The following is a 20,875-nucleotide window of genomic DNA, read 5'->3' as shown; positions in this document are numbered from 1 at the left end:
AGAAGACAATTCAGTGAAATCTTTATCAGAAGTCACAATATTTTGAAAATCAATATCTTGCATACGACAAAGATATGCTTTTTTCCTTAGCCTGACGGCTATGGTGATAACACCAACAACGGGCACAAGGATCTCTTGACAAATAGAGCCATGCCTGGTTTGTGAGAAAAACAAATACATTCCAATCGGAAAGGCCGCCGGTCTTGTCACGATATCCTTTCAGGAGGACAAAAAAGAGTTTTAGGGCATGAAAAAGCAATTGTCTCTAAAACCCGCAAAATTGAAAAAGTTATGGGACAAGATAAGGGAAAGCCCCTTTATCCTGTCCTATATCCTTTGTGAAGATACAGACAAATTTTGGTACAAAGAGAGTTGTGTTGACTTCAATCGTGTGTGGTCGTATAGGTGCGCTGGCAATCTTTTCTCCGCGAGGTTGGCCTTTGGCCTTGCGGGTGGAAGGATCGGAGAAAAGTGTCCTTTTTTGCTTACTTTTTTGGACAAGCAAAAAAGTAAGAGGCCACAAGAAGAGTGATGTAAGAGACAATAAAGAAACGAAGGAAGAAACCTCTCTCAAAAATTAACCCAAGCCCACATTTTCAAAAACATAGGCTCGGGTTTTGCTCTTATCCAACATTCAGGATGACTCATGTAAAATTGAAATGCCATTCGAACTATTGCAGAAGCTTTTGTCAGGAATCAAACAGAAACATACGCTTTACGGGTATTTGGCCCGAATTTGTGAAAACAGATTTTGCAAACAACCTGAAAAATGAAGCCATGAAAACAGCAATCCAAAAGGGTATGGAGCAGATTGCCATAAATTCCATTGCTATCGCCAACGCTGTAATTTATGCAATAAGCCAACCAAGCTATGTTGAGATTAGCGACATCGTTATTCGTCCGTCAAAACAAAATTGATTAAATTCGTAATCTGAAAAATGGAAAGACAAGCTGACATCAAGCATATTAAGAGCATATCGCAACTGATGCGGGAATTGGAACTTCCTGCACCTTTGCACCCATTGGTTGGATTGGTGGATTACAATAAGGTTGCGATTGAAAAGTTTCCAAAAGGACAAAAAATAAGTCTTGATTTTTATAAAATTTCCTTTAAGTCTACATTTAAGGGACAGATAAAATACGGACAGGGACATTATGATTTTGAAGAAGGTGGATTGGCATTTTTGAAGCCTAGGCAAATCGTTTTTTCACCAACAGAAACAGAAAATTATGAAGGTTTTGCTTTGTATTTTCATTCAGACTTTTTACGAAGTTATTCATTAGGAAATACGATACATAAGTATGGCTTTTTCTCTTACGATGTTTCAGAAGCCTTGTTTTTGTCGGCGAAAGAAAAAGAAATTACAGCCAATTTATTTACGACAATAGCCCACGAGTTAGCCAACAATATCGACGGTTTCAGCCAGGATGTGCTGGTATCACAACTAGAATTACTGCTCAATTACAGCAATCGTTTTTACAATCGCCAATTCATTACCAGAAAAGCAGTCAATCATGACATCATAGCTTCTTTGGATAAACTTTTAGAAAACTATTTTGAAGAAGAAAACAGTTTGAGAAACGGTTTACCATCCGTGAAATATATCAGCACAGAATTAAAGCTATCGCAGCGTTATTTGAGTGATATGTTGCGTTCACTGACGGGACTCAATACCCAACAATACATTCAGAACGCCATCATAGAAAAAGCCAAAGAAAAATTATCAACGACAAATCTTTCCGTTTCAGAGATTGCGTATGAATTAGGTTTTGAACATTCACAATCGTTTAGCAAACTTTTCAAGACAAAGACAAATGTTTCGCCTTTGGAGTTCAGACAATCGTTTCATTAAAGATGGCAGAAAGCGAATGGCGTTTCCCCGTAAAAGTGTATATCTATTCGCTAAAGTAGCCATTTAGGAAGCAGTAGGCTTCCATGGGAAAGGATTAATTGGCCGAGCTGATTACTAGGATGATTAGGTAATCGCTCCAGTATATCTTGTAACTATTTATAGGAATTGATGCCTTCTAGCTTACAGCTAACTACTACAGTTCAGGCGGATACGGCAGAGCCGTCTACCCGATTGGCAGTTTGTTGTTTTTTCATTCTGTTGGTCTTGCAAATTTCGCCATTTCATTCATTCCTTCGCCTGTCCTCCAAACATTGCGAAAAATCCATTCGCTTATTTTCCATTGATTGTCTGTCTTAATGGCTTTTGTCGTCAAAACGCCACCTGCGTGAAAGTGTTTCCCTTTAAGTGTCGGATTTTCGTCAACGTCGCCCCAAACGTGCATTGCCGTCAAGTTTATTCTAATTGTCGCTTTGTCGTTGTTAAGTTCTATGATAAAGTCGCTTGTCGTATGTTGTGTCGCTTGGAAACGTGCAAAACTTTTTAGTTGTCCGTCGAGTATGTTGTGGTGTCCAATAGAAACTGCACCGTTTGGTTTTACAATTTGTCCGTCTGCGGTAAAAGTGTCTGCAACGATGTTTTTATCAAGTGTTTTTTCGTCAATAGCTCTGAAATAGCGAATGTGCAAGTCGCTAATTTTTGTCTTTTCAATTAGATTTTCAAGTTCTTTTTCCATTGTCTTTTGTTGTCTGTTACTATCTGTAGTTTTGACTTTTAGAATGACTGCCAACCTCTGTGTTTACGAACTTCGTCTATTTCTTACTTATCGGAACCTGTGACTTAGATTCATCAAAATTTATATTTGAGTTCAATTAACACTATTTCTGTTGTTTAAGTAATAGTAGGGATAAGTAGTATTATTTCAAAATGGTAGAACCTTTCAGACTACTATTTGCCAGTCCAACAGTCATTTCGTTTTATTGAGACTCTTTTGGATATAAAGGAACAGATGGAGGTACATCTTTCAATACTATTTGACAACAATGAACGCATCCCCGCAATGAATTCGGAGACAGTGGGATGTTCTCTCTGAATATTCAGTATTCTCTTATTCCTTGCTGAAATCATTATAAACTTCAAGAAAATAGGGGCAGGCTGGATAGAACTCATGCCATTCCATATCTTCTTTAAATCCTTTGATCATGTCTAAACGGAGCAAGTCCAAATTATTATCATATTCTGACCAATCTATATTGTCATGAAATCCGGTATCATCAGTGTAACGATATAGGAATGCAAGTAAACAAATAGCATCCGCCAACTCACTCATTGCCAATTCTGTATTTTTGAAAGAAACAGTGAATAATACACTCCCGTCTTCTTCAATAGGAACAGGTTGATATTGAAAATTACTTTCAAAATCGTCTCCATTATCTTTAGCAATCTCCCATATTGCTTGACCACAAAAAGCCAGGTTGAGATAATCAGATGCAATTTCAGCCTTTGAATGAATAGGCCATTGGGTTGTCTTGGGAATGGATATAAAAAATGTTTTCGAATCTCGTGTCCATAATATATTTCTCTGATCCCATAACAGGTCTTTTATCTTGTTTATAGTAAATCCTTTCAGGTCTTGTAGCTTAATCATGAATGCAAATTAAACTGATTTTTTACTGCTCTGTTATTATCCGGAAAAGAAACAGAGTGGAAATTTTTCGTAAAAAGGCAAGCTACTGTATCGGAAAGAGGTAAATTGCACTCAAAACCCGTTTTAAACTTTACTACGTATGCGAATTATTACGTTACTCAGTTTCCATATCCTACAGGAGTCTGAAAAGGAGTTTATGTAAAAGAGATCAATCAAAATGGAAGGCAAGCAGAAAAAACGCATAACTTTACAAGAAAAATTGATTGGGAAACAGATGTAAAAGATGAAGACAATTAAAGTGAACTTGATATCTGCCTTCATAAGTGCTTGTTTAGGTTTAGCTTGGGTGATGTTAATTCTTTTACCACAAGAAAGTAAAAGTTTATATGTATTGTGGACAGCAATTTATTATTTCCCTTATTTCTTTGCGTGTCCTATAATCATTAACTTTCTTCTAACCTATATCGTAAATGATCGTGTTCTAAAATTGATCTTGCAACAGGGGTTGTTACTTGTTGTTTCTTTAGTATTATGTTTACTTATTGGAATATCATGCTATACTCATTTCTCATACACTACTCATTATTATGAAACAACTTTTTTTTTATTTATAATTAATACATTTAGCATTTTTTTTACTATTCTAACATTTTATAAAATGAAAAAAATAATTTTTAATTATTTAAAATAAGTAGTTAACTACTTAACCAGGAATAGTTTATATTAAAAAAGTATCTTTGTTTTTATGGGATAATTAATATATCATAACTAAGTGAATTATAACGAAAAGAACTAGAGTTATTATTTACCACTTAACATGCATTAATTTAGATTGGATAAGGCCATATAAAAATTTTGTTAAACTTGTATTTAGTTTAAAACATCCACAAATAGCTAGAAATATTCGAAGAAACTGAATTTAGCATGTGATTTATTAATTGGTTATTACCTCTCTAAAAATGTCATACTACTTGATGTTACGAGCAATATTTGGCTGTTTAAGCCAATTGGCAACAAGAAAGCTCAGACATCCTTTTTTGTCAAACTTGTTATATCAAGAAAATTTACCAAAGTCAGGCTGTACTGTCTGACTTTTGCTTTTTAAGGATACTGCAACCATTTCAGATAGCTAACTTCCGTTTGAAAGCCTTTTAACATTATCTCAAAAAAGCCCTTCTTAGAGGTAAACTCAAAACGTCTTTTACTTAATCCTAGTTTGCACCTAACATTTCCTCTACTTGGCTTCGGGTTATCCCCTTTGTCTTTTGCACCTTCCAGTTTAGGCCTCCGCTCAACGAGAGGTAGAACGGAAAACATTCGTTGTCTTTCACCTGATACATCATTACAGATCCCATTGAATTCATTTTTGAGTTACTACTATACCAGACAAAAAGCCCATCATCCGTAAAATCCGTAATCTTACTGTTCAAATTGTCTGTACTTGCCTGGATAATGTGTAGGGGGCTTTGTCATCACTTTTAGTGTATAGCTACCTTCTTCCAGTTGGTAGTAGAGGCAGCTTTCTACCCGATTGGGATGAAACGGTGGCACGGTTATCTAATCTAACTGCCAGATAGAGATTTCATGCATACGTGTTTCGGAAAATCCCAGCCATATAGGTACATAGAAAATATAAGTAGTAACACCTGTATGTGAGATTTGCTTTGGAATGTGTTGGAAGATATTTCCCTTTTATCTGATTTCTGAGAAAGTTTTTTTATACAGTCCCTGGCATTCTTCTTTTTTATAATGCCAGTTCTTCAATTTTCAGAAATAGGTTTTATAACCGATTGATTATAAGTGCTTACACTTACTATTACCAAAAAGAATAAAAGACTCTCTATTGCTCACTCGAAGAGGTTCCGCTCTTTTGTTGAATACAGGTGTACAATGTGTTTATGTAAGAAACTATAGTAAGTTAAAAAAAGCACATTATCCCCTTTATCTACCTTTGTGGTTAGATCTTCTGTAATCACTCTATGAATAAACTTTTACAAAGTGTTAACTATTCCTTCCTGGTGCATTTACCGTTTTTCCTCCTCTATTCAGCAGCGTAAGTAAAACTGAATACAACTTATCTATGGATTGTTGAACACATTTGTCTGAATTATTTTGTACTTACTCTATGACAACACGTTTACTCACAAGTCTTTTCTCTATACTTATCACTTTCCTTTTTGCTGTTTCGGGCTGGGGGCAGCAGTATACATTTAAACGAACTATAGGAAAAACCAATGTCTATGCTCCTTTTGATATATCTGTGGACAAGCAAGGCTTTGTCTATGTTTCCAGTCAGAATGGGTCTGTAGCAAGGATGGATCCGAATGGATTTTTTCAATCCACTATTGCTGCTGCTGAACAGAAAGCCTATGGATCTTATCCTCTTCAATTCAGTCTGGTAAAATTTACTGTTCCAGATGAAGAAGGAAATCTTTGGATAGCAGATAGCTACTATAACAAGATCATAAAATCGGATATGCGTGGGAATATCCTATTACAATTTGGTCTTACTGGAACAGATGATGGTCAGTTTAATAAGCCAAGTGGCATAACAATAGATCATCAGGGAAATATCTGGGTCGTAGATAGTGGAAATCATCGTCTTCAGAAATTTGATAAAAATGGTAAATTCTTGCTAAAAGTGGGAGGGGGTAATGGAAGAGAGGACGGACAGCTTTATTTTCCAGGTGGAATAGCCATTGATAGTAAGGGAAATATTTGGGTTGCAAATAGTAGGCTGTATCGTATTGAGAAGTTTGACTCAACGGGTAAGTTCCTTTTAAATGTAGGAAATGTTGGAACTGAAATTGGACAATTTGGTGATCCATTGGATATCGCAACGGATAGTCAGGATAATGTTTGGGTAGTAGATAAGACCAATAATCGTCTTCAGAAATTTGATAAGAATGGTAAGTTTTTATTAACAGCCGGAACATCAGGTACACTCGATGGACAGTTTTCACTTCCAACAGGGATATTCATAGATCGTAAGGGCACAATTTGGGTAACAGATGAAAGTAGCCGAATCCAAAAATTTGATAGTAATGGCAAGTTTACTGGAACATACGGGAGCGGTGGGCCAAAAAATGGCGAGTTCAAATACTCACAGGGCATTGCGATAGATAAACAGGGAAACACATGGGTCGTAGATAGCGGAAATAATCGTGTTCAAAAATTTGATGCAGAAGGGAATTTCCTCCTGTCATTTTATTTAACGGGTTCTAAATATGCCTATTTATACCATACTAATGACATAGTAACAGATAATAAAGGAAATGTATGGGTAATAGACATTGGAGACAACTCTGTCAAAAAATTTGATACCAATGGCAATTTTTTACTAAAGTTTGGTTCTTTAGGAAGCGATGATGGACAGTTTACTTTTCCTACAGGGATTACAGCAGATCATCAGGGCAATATCTGGGTTGCAGATCCAAAGAATTACCGTATTGAGAAGTTTGATTCAACAGGTAAATTCCTGCTAAAGGTGGGTAACTATGGCGACATGGATGGGAGCTTTATTTCTCTTCGTGGTGTAACAACTGATAGTTATGGAAATGTATGGGCAGCAGATGAGGTAAATTATTGTATCCAGAAATTTGATCCCAATGGTAAATTTCTAAGAAGAATAAGGACTGTTGGATTGTTCTCTGTTCAAGGTATTACAACAGATAGTGAGGATAATCTTTGGGTTACTGATGGGTATAATTACCGTATCCAAAAGCTAGATTCTACTGGTATACCTTTACTAAAAGTAAATGGGTTGGTACAGAGTCCTATCGCAATTGCTGTGGACAAAAATGGAGATATCTATTGGACAAATCCGTGGATCGGAGTAATGGTTTATAGTACAAATCAAAAGTCATTTATCAGCGGTAAAGTATATGCTGACAAAAATCAGAATTGTAACTTTGATGACACGGATGAAGCTCTTTCCCAGGTAATACTGATTGCTAATCCAGGTGGATACTATGGCAGTACTGATAAAGAAGGTAATTATCGAATTGCTGTTCCTACAGGTACTTACACAGTTAGCCAGCTACATGCAAATGGTCTGTTATTGCAGTCGATTTGTCCGGAGAATAACACATCTGTGCCGATAACATTGGCTAATGAAGGTGAGTGGTTATCTGGTGTTAACTTTGCCAATGCAATTACAAATATACCTCATCTGGAAGTTATGGTCAGTTCTAACCGTCGCCGAAGATGTTTTACCAACACAACTGTAATCAGCTATTCCAACACAGGGTATGCGGATGCTACCAATGTAAAAGTATATCTAAAAATGCCTCAACATGTTACACTGAAAACAGCAGGCTTGCCTTACAGTATTGATAAAGATTCTAACTATGTCTTCACTATCGGCTTACTTCAAGCTCATCAATCAGGTAATATCCATATTATAGATTCAGTAGCGTGTTTGGCTAAAATCACGGGAGTAACTCAATGTACCAAAGTTTGGATTACTCCTGCCAATGACTATACACTTCCTGCAAACTCTCAATGGGATCAGTCAGATATTATACTGACAGGTAAGTGTATTGAAAATGGCAAAGTACAGATGTTGATTGAAAATAGTGGACAGGCTATGTCAGATAGTGCTGAGTTTAGAGTGTTCCTGGATGCGCAACTGGCTTTCCGCAACTATTACAAACTGCAAAGAACAGGTAGTATAGAGTTAAAAATTCCTGCTAACGGCAAGACCGTTCGTCTGGAAGCCGACCAGCGACCCGGTCATCCCCGTAAATCTCAAACGAATCTGACCATTGAAGGATGTGTAGCCTCTAGCAGTGATATAGTGAGTAAAGGATATGTCAATGCATTTCCACAAGACGATGCAGAGCCTGAAGTCGCGATTCAATGTCTACAGATAATAGATTCTTATGATCCCAATGATAAGCTGGTAAGTCCTGCTGGAACACCTGTAGACCATTATACACCAACAAATTCTGAACTGAAATATACTATTCGCTTCCAGAATACAGGTACGGATTATGCCTATAAAGTGGTGGTAGTAGATACCTTGTCCGAAAACCTGGATATCGCCACATTGCAAATGGGAGCTGCTTCGCATGGTTATTCACTGAAAGTAAGTGGCAAAGGACAACCTGTTTTAAGCTGGACATTCAATAATATCAATCTACCAGACAGCACCCGTGATCAGAAAGGCAGCAATGGATTTATTCAGTTTTCGATCAAGCCTAAAGCTGGCTTAGCCGAGAAAGCTCGTATCGAAAACTTTGCCGACATCTTCTTTGATTACAATGATCCGGTACGTACCAACACTACAGCTAATGTGCTATATGATGTACCCAAAGTAATCGATCCTGCCAATCAGTTGGATGATAGCATTATTGATAAAGTAATGGCTTCTGAACCTGATGCGCTGAAAGGCAAGCTGAGCCTATATCCAAATCCTACCCAGAGTCAGGTGTGGATTCAGTCGGTAGATGCCTCTGTTCGCATTGAACAGGTTAAGATCTATAATCTGTTGGGTGAGTCACAGACTGTAAGTCTATCCTCAGCAGACAACCAGACTTTACAGATTAATATGCAGGCTAAGCCCAAAGGAATGTATCTGGTACATATTCAGACCAATAAGGGAACTTCGATACAGCGTGTTGTGGTGCAGTAGGTATTCAAGGTTCCTTTCATTTTCCGGTAGAGAAAGCTGGCTTTCCATAAGCTGGCTTTCTCTATTTATAGGCCATTGGTTCGTCTGTTTTTTGGTAGTATATATCACCAAATAAACTACTTTTTATAGAGTTTGGTAAGTTTTCATGTAAGAAATCGTCAAAACGAACAAGTATTTATTGTATTTATTTATCTAATTTTACAGATTAAATTCTGTATTTATTATATGATGAAATCTCTACTTTCAGTTCTTCTATTTATACTTACTACTCTAATTTTTGGTATTTCTGGCTGGGGGCAGCAGTATACACTTAAACGAACTATAGGGAAAACCAATGTATACGATCCCATAGACTTATCTGTAGATAAACAAGGATTTGTCTATGTTTCAAGTGCTCCTGGTTCTGTTGTAAAGATGGATCCGGATGGAGTTTATCAATCTACTTTTGCCTATGCCTTAAGACCAAATGATTTGTCTGTGGAAAGGTCCACTGCTTTGGATGAGGCTGGTAATATTTGGATGGCTGATAGCTACAATAACCAGATTGTGAAATTTGATCCAAAAGGGAATATATTGTTAAAATTTGGGTCGGTTGGAAGTAGAGATGGCCAATTTAATTACCCGACCGGGATCGCCCTGGATTCACAGGAAAATATCTGGATTGCAGATCAGTCGAATCATCGTGTTCAAAAATTTGATAAAAATGGAAAGTTTCTTTTAAAGGTAGGTTCCAGAGGAAGCGGAAATGGTCAGTTTTCATTTCCTAAGGCTGTTACAACAGATAGTGAGGGAAACGTCTGGATTGTTGAAACCGGAAATCATCGTATTCAGAAATTTGATAAAAATGGGAGTTTTCTGTTAAAGGTAGGTTCTCTGGGTGATGCTAATGGACAATTTAATTATCCTTGTGGTTTAGAAACAGATAGTGATGACAATGTTTGGGTAGTAGAACTATTTAATAATCGCCTCCAGAAGTTTGATAAGAATGGTGTGTTTTTAACATCATTCGGAACGTTTGGTTCAGATGAGGGTCAGCTTAATGGTCCACAAGGATTAACTATTGATCATCAAGGTATTATCTGGGTAGCATGTCCTAGCAACTATCGTATTCAAAGGTTTGATGCCAGTGGTAAGTTTATGGGAACCTATGGAAGCCCAGGATCAAATAATGACCAGTTCAATAATCCCCAGGATATTGCGGTAGATAATCAGGGAAATACTTGGGTGGCAGACAGCAGTAATCACCGGGTTCAAAAGTTTGATGCAGAAGGTAATTACCTTCTTACTATTGGTGTATCTGGTTCTGTTGATACTCAATTGCTTAGCCCATGTAGTGTGGCAACAGATCCTCAGGGGAATGTTTGGGTTACAGATATAAGAAATGCCTGCGTCAAAAAATTTGACACCAATGGCAAATTCCTGCTAAAGTTTGGCTCGAAGGGCAACGGAAATGGACAATTTGGCTCTCCATCCGGTATTGCCCTGGATTCACAGGAAAATATCTGGGTTGTAGATCAGTCGAATCATCGTGTTCAAAAATTTGATAAAAATGGAAAGTTCTTGCTTCAATTTGGTTCATTGGGTTTGGGCCAGAACCAGTTTTTGTTTCCCAGTAGTATTGCAACAGATAGCCAAGGAGTTATTTGGGTGGCAGATAGTGGAAATAGTCGCATTCTGAAGTTTGATTCCAATGGCAAGTTTTTATTAGAGATTAAGTCTCAGGGTTTTGGTGATGGTCAGTTTTGGTATGGCGGTGGGATTGATATAGACAGTGAAGATAATTTATGGCTAGCTGATGACAGGAACTATCGTATTCAGAAATTTGATTCCAATGGCAAGTTTTTACTGAAAATCGATAATCTGATCAATAGCCCTAATTGGCTTACTTTAGATAAAAATGGAGATATTTTCTGGACAGATGAAGGGAGAGGAGTATTTGTTTATAGTACAGATCAAAAGTCATTTATCAGTGGTAAAGTCTATGCTGACAAAAATCAGAATTGTAGCTTTGATAATACAGATGTAGGGATTCCTAACGTAATGGTAGTAGCAAATCCGGGTGGATATTATAGCAACACAGATAAATTTGGCAACTACAGGATAGCTGTTCCTGTGGGTACTTTTACAATTAGCCAAGTACTGAATACAGATACATTATTGTTACAATCAGTGTGTCCTGCCAATAACATATCTGCACCGATTACCCTAGTTAAGGAAAAAGAACAGGTAACAGGTATCACCTTCGCCAACAAGGTTACAGCAATACCTCATCTTGAGGTATTCATCAGTTCTACCCGTCGTCGCAGATGCTTTACTAATGAAACAACCGTAACATGTACTAACAGTGGTTATGCTTCAGCAAGAAATGTAAAAGTATATTTGAGGATGCCTGAGTTTGTATTATTAAAATATGCTAATAAACCTTATACCATTGATAAGGATTCTAATTATGTATTCACTATTGATAGTCTTGGCGGAAACCAGTCAGATACTATCCATATTATAGATTCAGTAGCGTGTTTGGCTGAAATTAGTGGTTGGACGCAATGTACCAAAGCCTGGATTACCCCTGCCAATACCTATACTCTGCCTGCTAATTCTACCTGGGACAATTCCGACATTGTACTGACAGGCAAGTGTATAGAAAATGGTCGGGTGCAGATGGTAATTAAAAATATGGGCCAGGCAATGGCTGATAGTGCTGAGTTTCGTGTTATGCTCAATGCGCAACTGGCTTTCCGTAAAAACTATAAACTGGCAGCAGGGGATAGTTTAGTTTTGAAAGTACCTGCTAACGGCAAGACCGTTCGTCTGGAAGCAGACCAACGACCCGGTCATCCCCGTAAATCTCAAACGAATCTGACCATTGAAGGATGTGTAGCCTCTAGCAGTGATATAGTCAGCAAAGGATTTGTCGATGTGTTGCCACAAGACGATGCAGAGCCCGAAGTTGCCATACAATGTATGCAGATTGTAGATTCGTTTGATCCTAACGATAAGCTGGTAAGTCCTGCTGGAACACCTGTGGACCATTATACACCAACAAATTCTGAACTGAAATATACTATTCGCTTCCAGAACACAGGTACGGATTATGCCTATAAAGTGGTGGTAGTGGATACTTTATCTGATAAGCTGGATATTACAACATTAAAAATGGGGGCTGCTTCGCATGGTTATTCACTGAAAGTAAGTGGTAAAGGACAACCTGTACTCACCTGGACATTCAATAATATCAATCTACCAGACAGCACCCATGATCAAGCAGGTAGTAATGGATTTATTCAGTTCTCAATCAAGCCAAAAGCTAATCTACCCGAAAAGACGCTTATTGAGAATTATGCCGACATCTTCTTTGATTACAATGATCCGGTACGCACCAACACTACTATGAATGTGATGTATGATGTACCAAAGGTAATCAACCCTGCTAATCAGCTGGATGAGAGTATTATTGATGACAAGGTAATGGCGGCTGAACCAGATGCGCTGAAAGGCAAGCTGAGCTTGTATCCGAATCCTACCCAGAGTCAGGTGTGGATTCAGTCGGTAGATCTGTCTGTGCGCATTGAGCAGGTTAAAATCTATAATCTGTTGGGTGAGTCACAGACTGTAAGTCTATCCTCAGCAGACAACCAGACTGTACAGATTAATATGCAGGCTAAGCCCAAAGGGATGTATCTGGTACATATTCAGACAAACAAGGGTACTTCGATACAACGGGTCGTGGTGCAGTAGGAGAGGGCATAGGTTAAACCAACGGATCTGGCTATAAGAGAAATACCTTTGCCGATGCGAATAAACAAAAAGGCTTTTGTAAAGAATATAAGGTAACTCAACAAAGGTTTGGATGTCTGTCTGAACCTTTGTTGTGGTTTATAGTCATTGGCTTACTTTCCTGTATTACTAAGACTAGCTGAAAAGAGAAAAGAAATCATTTTGAAAGCATACATTTAAAGAGAAATATATATGAGCAGTACAATGGACAAGATAGTAACCTGTAGTATTATGTTGCTAATCGTAGGTGGTATTGTCTTCGCGGCTTATAATTCTATGGATACTTCTTTTAAAGGAAAACCTGTTCAAACAATCACACTAATTAGTAAAAGAGTTCCTTTAGCGACTGGGTTCGGTGGTGTTTTTACCTATGATTCTTGCAGTACCATATTAACACTGTCAGGAACTGATATTGTAGGTGACAGGTATTATGCTGAATATGATAGTGAAGATTGTGAAAACCTGAACGTATTTTATAATAGACCTGTCTTTTTAGAAGACGAAAAGACACATAAAACAGCAGGAGTGCTTCTGAGTGTAATGTCTGTCTTTGGTTCTGTTAAGTTTGAATATACTGTTGATGGGAAAGACTATGAACGTATTCAATATATAGGATCTGATTCTCTGAAAAACTACCCTAATCTAAGAGAAGGACAGCCACTTGAAGTGACCTATTGGGTTGAAAATCCGGCGAGGTCTATTGTATATCTGGATAAGTAAATGCTTATATGAAAGTTTTTTTGATTACTTTATGTATTGTTTCTTTCTGCCATTTTATGTACAGATAACCTATATTGAATATAAAAATTAAGTGGTAGATGTTTCTATTAATTAACCTTCCAGTTGGGAGTATACCCCAAGCCTTGTGCTGTTTTGTATTTCTACGAGGCTGGGCAAATATTCGCAGAAAAATCCACAAGAGATTAAATAAATCAGAGCAATTACTTTGGGGAGAGTGGCCCCCTCAGGATCAAATAACTGTCTGAAAAGCATACGAATGAAAAAAAAACTATATACTAGTGTGTTTGCCCTTTTTATGTCTTGCTCTTCGTCAAGATCTGACATTTCAACGGATAGTGTCAATGTAGATACAGGACATCAGGTAGAAATAGTGAATGGTATTATCTTGATAGACTTACCGAATGGCGTTTCTTTTAATTGGGACAATGATTGCTCGAGAATTGTAGATGATAGTTTGTATCGTTCACTCGTCACAACTTTTTCTACAAAACAACATAGCACTATTAAGCTTATACTAGACACAACTATAACACCTGCCAGGGTTTGTACTTTTGATAAAAATTTATTAGTTGGGGATTTAGCATTTTTACTAATTGATAAGATTAAGGGTATACCTTATCTTAAGGCATTAGATGTTCGGTTCGATTCTTTTCAGGCTGATTGTTACTATCCTGTTAGTTTATTTGCTTATATTAACAATTCTAGACATGAGGTGTATAAAAAAGTGGAATTGTATCTTATGTAGGACTCCAGATTCGTTTTAGTAAAGTATCCTGAAACGAATATGAGAGTGAATTTATACATTGTGAATGAGATGTAGGAAAGAATCCAGTAGGAGAAGCTAGAAGTTTATCTTTTCATTGCTCCCCGACCTTATTTTTTGTGAAAGCGATTACTAAGGAAGTTATACAAGAAATGATGGAATATTTATCAGCCCAACAACCTGGCTATTTAAGTCGAGTTCTACTACAGGTTAAGAAATGACATCTTCAATAATCTTGTAAAAGTCAGGCTGTACTGTCTGATTTTTGCTTTTTAAGGATACTGCAACCATTTCAGATAGCTAACTTCCGTTTGAAAGCCTTTTAACATTATCTCAAAAAAGCCCTTCTTAGAGGTAAACTCAAAACGTCTTTTACTTAATCCTAGTTTGCAGCTAATATTTCCTCTACTTGGCTTCGGGTTATCCCCTTTGTCTTTTGCACCTTCCAGTTTATGCCTCCACTCAACGATAGATAGAATGGAAAGCATTCATTGTCTTTCACCTGATACATCATTACAGCTCCCATTGAATTCATTTTTGAGTTACTACTATACCAGACAAAAAGCCCATCGTCCATAAAGTCCGTAATCTTCCTGTGCAAATTGTCTGTACTTGTCTGGATAATGTGCAGGGGCTTTGTCATCACTTTTAGTGTATAGCTACCTTCTTTCAGTTTGTAGTAGAGGCAGCTTTCTACCCGATTGGGATGAAAAGGAGGCACGGTTACCTGATCTAACTGCCAGATAGAGATCTCGTGCATACGCGTTCCTGAAAATCCCAGCCACTTATCATCAAACCAGTTGTCCAGACGGATAAGGTATAGATGGTTGGGCCTGTAGTCATTTACTTGGTTTTGGATGAGTGTTTCCAGGTAGGAGAGGAAGGTTGCATCATCGGTAGGGTGGGGTAGAAGGGCTATCATTTTGGTAGTGTGCTTTCAGTTTAGCTTACAGCTGTTTACTTTCTTATTTTTCTCTTTTGTTGTTCAAGTCAATAGGAATACCTCAATCTTCTGGTGAGAGAAAAACACCACGTTCCAATAATTCCATTTGCAAACGTGAAAATTGTGATTGGGCAATCTGAAACGTGAGTAGTATAGGGCTCACATTAGTATAACAATCATCTTGTCGACACATACTTTGCCTGCATTTATACTTCTTATGCAATTTACGAAAGTTATTTGAGTCACAGTGTCTTTCCCAAGCAATCGAATCGCTAAGAACCTATACAGCCGTTATGTTAAGCGATAAGGTGTTAGCAGTATAGTGACTGTTGTTCTTTGAAGTGTTCTATTCCCAAGCAGTTTTATTTAAAGATCCATTGCTGAGCAAGCTAAACTCTTATCCTGTCCCATAACTTTTTCAATTTTGCAGGTTTTAGGGGATAATCTCTTTTTTACTCTCTTGCCCCCTCCCTGTCCTCCTGAAAGGAACTCTTGACAAGACCGGCGGCCTTTCCAACTGGAGTTTTTTTCTCTCATAAAGCGAACATGGCTCTATTTGCCACGAGATTCTTACAGAAGGACAGATAAGGTAGTTTGAGTGGTTTTCTTACCTTGACAGCATTGAGCGGACGCTTGTGCCCATTTTGAGAGCAGTGTCCGCTGTGTTGGGAGATAAAACCTTGTTTGGGTACTATTACAAACCTGAACTTGGCTCTATTTGTCCCAACGCAACGGACGTTGCTTTCATTTTAAGTCCGAACGGATGTTCGAACCAGCGTCTTTCTTTTTAAAACCTTCATTTCCAGAAAAGTTATGGTACATGATAAGGCCTAAACCTTACCCCCGGATTACTTACCTAATAAGCCTTTAAGGTCTTCAAAATACCTCTTTTGAGGTATTGACATAACTGGTTTTAGTAAAGAAATTGCATGGGTATCAAGTATACTTTATAATCTTCTTTGCCCTGTTCCAACATGGCATAAAATCATGTATTTACGATATTCTACTACTTAACCCCTGGGGTTATAGGTGAAAGTGTCTGATAGTCTGTTTAAGTATAAAAATGCTATCCTGTTTGTGCCTTCTCTGTAAGAAATCTAATCTCCTGCTTCTAATGATGAGACTATATGAAATTGATGGATATATCTTTTAGACGTTACAAGATCATTCTTGTAACACTAAGCTTACTGGCTCTGATTTTTGGTGTTTATTATTTTGTATATGTAAAGGAAAACGAATCGTACCTGCATGAGAGAGCATTTCGGATATTGAGTCAGATTAATACCAATATAATTGAAAAGAACGCCAACACTATCCAAAATGCGAAAGAAGAAATTAAATACAGATTAGATGAAATCGAGAAGTCTTTGCCAGCCAAAGGAGTTTACAATCAGGATATAACATTTACAGAAATAAACCCTTACCAGGAAGAAGATTTTATTAAAACAGCAATTACCCAACACAATTTCCTGCATTATACTGATACTGTAGGTAAATCTTCGAATGGTGTAAAATCAACTATTGAATTTCAGGTTTCATTAGAGGATTTTTTGAAGAATGTGTTGGTTGGCAAAGGTGAAGTTTTTGACGAGTTTCAATTAATAAGCAGCAAACAAGAAGGAAGTGTTTTTAGCACTATGCCTGGAGAGTTGAGTCTTTATACAGATGAGGGCAAGGCTTATCAGCTAGATTCACTGTTTAAGAAATCAGATAATATATGGAATGTAAAACTTGCCGGTATACCTTATAAGTTATTCACTCAGCGTATCCGGATTAATACCGATCATGATCTGATTTTGGCAGGTCTGATTCTTAGAAAGACTTATTATGCTCAGATTTATGAAGTGCCGGTATTTACACTTCTCTTTAGTTTGTTATTGATGCTTTTGTTGGTGTTAGGATATCCTTTTATAAAGCTATTGATCGTAAGTCCGGTAGAACGCTTAAAAGCAGAGGATGCTTTTTTGTGTGCATTATCTGTCGTAATAGGTTCCTTTCTGATTACCATTATGGTAATATCCTCATATACATATTTCTTTCCGGAAAAAAAGGCCAATAATGAAGATCTGTCAAAACTAAACACAGATATACGGACAGCGTTTATCGGTGAACTGGATGCTGCTGTAGCACAATTGGAAGCCTATAAAATCCGAAAGCCTAAAAAGACGAATTTAAATATTTTAAAGAAGACCACAATGAAACCTCTGGTCTATCCTTATTTTGATGATGTGTTTTGGATAGATTCCCTTGGATGGGCCAAACAAGCCTTATATGTTGATACGGTAGATCAGCCTTCAGTAAAAGTTCAGGACCGTAATTATTTTCAGGCAGTCCTTACAAATCAGCTATGGCAATTAGGTAAAGGCCAGTCTAAACGGCTGTTTATGTTTGAGCCAATCTTCAATAGGATTACCGGGGAGAATATTGTTGCAATTTCTATTCGGGCAGATAAGAGCTATCTGCCAACGGACCCCCTGAATAACTACCGACCTGTAATGGCAATGGTGGCAAAGCTACAATCTGTAATAAATCCAATCATGCCATTGGGATATCAGTTCAGCATTATAGACCCGAAAGGCAAAGTATGGTTTCATTCCAATCAAACTAAAAACCTGCAGGAAGATTTTCTCAAAGAATGTGGTGAGGACAGGGAATTGCTTGCAGCCATTAATGGCAGTGCATCCCGACATTTATCTATTACCTATAATGGAGAACCGTATATAGCCTATGGAGCTCCACTTCCCAATCTTCCATTGTATCTTTTGGTCTTTCACAAGCAAGAATACTTTAATAGTACGCGCACCATGGCTATCAGTATGACTATTTTGTACTTTCTGCTTTCACTTGTACCCTTATTTATACTCTTGCTGACACATAAGCTAACCTATCAGCATGATGTTCGGCTTAAAGGTGAAAATTTTGCATTTTACTGGCTTGCTCCTATTCAGGAAAACACGAGAAGCTATGTAGTATTTGCTTGTCTGAATATATTGCTGATTGTTCTTACTATACTCTTTTCGTTCTCTTATCAAAATGAGACAGATTTATGGTGTTTCTATGTACTTACTTCTATAACCTCATTTGCATTGGCCAGGTATTTATATTTCAAATCTACGAAACCCATTTTTTGGATTATTTATAGTTTATTGTCTGTCCTGTTAATTACTAAAATTTCTCAACAATCTGCCGATCAAGCAGGTGTAACTAAAACAGTCATAATTCTAGGATATATACTAGGATTACTGCTAGTGAGTTTATTGACTATATTTTTTGATGCAGCACTAAAACTCAGAGAAGAAAAACTGAAACTTAGTGAAGACAAGAATGAGAGTATGCTGTCTGAGATCTTTCAGGTACGCAAATCCTATCCCTGGAGTATGCTGTTTTGGGCTATATTGCTGGGAGTTGTACCTGCTATTCTATTTTATAAAGTGAATTATGACCGTGAACATAGAATAGCCGCCAGTCATCAACTCATTCATTTAGCCCATCAGCTAACACAAAGGAGAATAGATATAGAAAAGCATTATGCCAAAATGAGAATATCTGAGAATGACTCTATCGTTAAAAAACTAATTGAGCAAAAAGGCTATTATACTCAATCCATTTATCCTGTTACAATAAATTATGGTATAAGCTCTACTGATTCTGCAAATAAAAAGTCTGTTATCTCATACAGTCGTTTTAATGAGCTAATGCCAAGGCTCCATTTGCGGCCTTTATATAACAAAATTGTACGGGATAATCATCTTTTACTGAAATCGGATATAAACCTGGCTAACTTTCATTGGGTAGACCTGACTAAAAAAGATATATTGACAGTACAGTATGCAGGTGTACTTCATGATAAGAGTGATATTAGTAAATCTATACAAATTTCCTGCTCTCTACCTTCTCTTAACTTTCCTTTTTTGAGTGACGCACTGAACCTGCCTATGGATGGATGGGTTGTAGCGGAGTTATATATTTTACCTTCTGTTATAATAGCTATTCTGCTGTGTGGGTTATTTGCCATTATCAGATATTCCGCGACCCATTTATTTAATTTTATTCTGTTTGATGAAGGGTTGTATAATTTTGGAGTGGATTCACATTTTAATTCTAAGAAATGCAAAGATGTGGTTACCTCTGCCAATACTGCTGCCAGCAACTACTTATTCTTATCTGGCTCCTTCCTTCCTAATGCCAGGTATTTGAGTAAGCTTTTTGATCCAAAATCCGCAAAGAACCTTGTGTTTATAAATTTGAGTCAGCTTACTGAAAAGGATGTAAAAGATATTTCCAAAGGAAAAAGCTTAAAAGAAGTATTTGACACGAAAAGCTCTTTTTACCATGAAATCTAACAACAGTCAATTGTCCGGACAAAACATGGGTGCAGCAGCTACAGATACACATTTGTCTGGTTCCTTCAATGGTAATGGGGGCGGCAGACAAACAGGAGGAGGAAGAAAAGCAAATCCGGTACCAGGTAGTTCAAATAGGGGGGAGCAACTTGTGATTGTACATCTTGAGCAGCTTTGCTTCTGGGCTGCTGATCAGAAAAAATACAATACAATTATCACACGTTTGTATGAAGCTATTGATAATTCTGAGGCTACCGTGATTTTATCCCTGAAAGATTGGACCTCAATTTCTCAGGAGATGAATACCTGTATTCAGAAGTATGTTGTAATCAATGAAAAGGATACACTTTGCAATAGCATTGATATTTCTAAATGGGAAAATCTGATGAGTAATTTTAAAGAGCTCTATTTTCATTTGGATGCATTTTTAGAAACAAATAACAGTTCGGTTGCTCCTCCTGTAGCAATGCCTGTAGATGATGGCTCAGATACACTGACTTTCAAAAAGGTATGGAGAGAATTTTCTTCGCGCTTACGTACTTCCTCAGCGGACAATACCATTACTGGTGAACATGTTTTGAGAGAAGAATTAGATGGGAATGGTTTATTTTTAAGAACGCTGGAAAAAGAAGTGAAAGAGTGCTCTGGTAATCTTAGTGTGTCTGTCAATAGTAAGAAACGGGGTGATTTGATCCTCAAAATTCAGCAACTGGCTCATTTGCACTACGCCGCATTATGGAACTCCTGTACTCGTGAAGAGCAATATATTTTATATGATCTGGCGCAGGATGGACTTGCTAACTTTAAAAATGTGAAGATAATAAGGGCATTGCTGGATAAGGGGTTATTAAAATACAATGGAGCCATACGATTGATGAACAAAAGCTTTCGTAACTATATCTTAACGTGTGTAAAGCCTAAACAGGAGGCCATTATAGATCGGGAAATTATGGCGAAAGGTGTCTGGAGCGAATTTAAAATTGTTCTTATCATTGTGATGAGTGCGCTGTTTACATTTATTTTCCTGACTCAACGGGAAACCTATAATCAAATTACGACCATTCTGGCAACTTTTACAGCCAGTGTGCCATTATTACTGAGATTTTTTGGGTCTATTAACTTTGATAAAACCAAAGGAGCTGATTCATAAAAGCTAAGATTCAATGTTTCACTTA

14 protein-coding genes are annotated in these 20,875 nt (G+C 37.3%); 8 read left to right on the top strand and 6 right to left on the bottom strand.

All coding sequences use genetic code 11. The features are described 5' to 3' along the window. A partial coding sequence (locus tag QNI15_RS36480; RefSeq protein ID WP_314036912.1) for a hypothetical protein occupies positions 1-210 on the bottom strand: 210 nt, incomplete at its 3' end. Between the two features lie 528 nt (positions 211-738). On the opposite strand from QNI15_RS36480, the gene QNI15_RS36475 reads away from it, so the two are divergent. Beyond that, positions 739-918, top strand: coding sequence for a hypothetical protein (locus QNI15_RS36475; protein ID WP_314036910.1), 180 nt, complete (start codon positions 739-741; stop codon positions 916-918). A gap of 20 nt (positions 919-938) precedes the next feature. Further along, complete coding sequence (locus tag QNI15_RS36470) at positions 939-1,853, top strand: helix-turn-helix domain-containing protein (RefSeq protein WP_314036908.1); 915 nt, start codon at positions 939-941, stop codon at positions 1,851-1,853. Between the two features lie 250 nt (positions 1,854-2,103). Here the strand turns inward: QNI15_RS36470 and QNI15_RS36465 are convergent, their stop codons facing one another. From QNI15_RS36465 to QNI15_RS36455, 3 genes are all read right to left on the bottom strand, one after another. Beyond that, complete coding sequence (locus tag QNI15_RS36465) at positions 2,104-2,586, bottom strand: nuclear transport factor 2 family protein (RefSeq protein WP_314036906.1); 483 nt, start codon at positions 2,584-2,586, stop codon at positions 2,104-2,106. A 372-nt stretch (positions 2,587-2,958) separates the two neighbouring features. After that, the gene (locus tag QNI15_RS36460) at positions 2,959-3,498 is read right to left on the bottom strand and encodes a hypothetical protein (protein WP_314036904.1); all 540 of its coding nucleotides are present in this window, start codon (positions 3,496-3,498) and stop codon (positions 2,959-2,961) included. A 1,419-nt stretch (positions 3,499-4,917) separates the two neighbouring features. Beyond that, positions 4,918-5,049, bottom strand: coding sequence for a hypothetical protein (locus QNI15_RS36455; RefSeq protein ID WP_314036902.1), 132 nt, complete (start codon positions 5,047-5,049; stop codon positions 4,918-4,920). A 574-nt stretch (positions 5,050-5,623) separates the two neighbouring features. On the opposite strand from QNI15_RS36455, the gene QNI15_RS36450 reads away from it, so the two are divergent. From QNI15_RS36450 to QNI15_RS36435, 4 genes are all read left to right on the top strand, one after another. After that, positions 5,624-9,133, top strand: coding sequence for a DUF7619 domain-containing protein (locus QNI15_RS36450; RefSeq protein ID WP_314036900.1), 3,510 nt, complete (start codon positions 5,624-5,626; stop codon positions 9,131-9,133). A gap of 225 nt (positions 9,134-9,358) precedes the next feature. After that, a complete protein-coding gene (locus QNI15_RS36445) occupies positions 9,359-12,871 on the top strand; it encodes a DUF7619 domain-containing protein (protein ID WP_314036898.1) in 3,513 nt (1,170 codons plus the stop codon). Positions 12,872-13,141: 270 nt separating this feature from the next. After that, the gene (locus tag QNI15_RS36440; RefSeq protein ID WP_314036896.1) at positions 13,142-13,630 is read left to right on the top strand and encodes a hypothetical protein; all 489 of its coding nucleotides are present in this window, start codon (positions 13,142-13,144) and stop codon (positions 13,628-13,630) included. A gap of 277 nt (positions 13,631-13,907) precedes the next feature. Further along, entirely contained in the window at positions 13,908-14,396 is a 489-nt protein-coding gene (locus tag QNI15_RS36435; RefSeq protein ID WP_314036894.1) for a hypothetical protein, read from the top strand. 400 nt (positions 14,397-14,796) lie between these two features. Here QNI15_RS36435 and QNI15_RS36430 read toward each other — a convergent pair whose 3' ends face one another. Beyond that, a complete protein-coding gene (locus QNI15_RS36430; RefSeq protein WP_314036892.1) occupies positions 14,797-15,336 on the bottom strand; it encodes a hypothetical protein in 540 nt (179 codons plus the stop codon). Between the two features lie 82 nt (positions 15,337-15,418). Beyond that, positions 15,419-15,550, bottom strand: a complete 132-nt coding sequence (locus tag QNI15_RS36425; RefSeq protein ID WP_313998662.1) for a hypothetical protein — start codon at positions 15,548-15,550, stop codon at positions 15,419-15,421. A 934-nt stretch (positions 15,551-16,484) separates the two neighbouring features. Here QNI15_RS36425 and QNI15_RS36420 point away from each other — a divergent pair. Further along, the gene (locus QNI15_RS36420) at positions 16,485-19,700 is read left to right on the top strand and encodes a hypothetical protein (RefSeq protein WP_314036890.1); all 3,216 of its coding nucleotides are present in this window, start codon (positions 16,485-16,487) and stop codon (positions 19,698-19,700) included. Next, positions 19,690-20,850: a hypothetical protein gene (locus QNI15_RS36415; protein WP_313998666.1), complete on the top strand. Its 1,161-nt coding sequence runs from the start codon at positions 19,690-19,692 to the stop codon at positions 20,848-20,850. Before QNI15_RS36420 ends, QNI15_RS36415 begins: the two co-directional genes overlap by 11 nt. Positions 20,851-20,875 lie beyond the last annotated feature (25 nt).

Source organism: Xanthocytophaga flava, assembly GCF_030068545.1.
Classification (GTDB): domain Bacteria; phylum Bacteroidota; class Bacteroidia; order Cytophagales; family 172606-1; genus Xanthocytophaga; species Xanthocytophaga flava.
The sequence above is the reverse complement of the archived record's forward strand: the minus strand, read 5'-3'. Positions and strand labels throughout refer to the sequence as shown.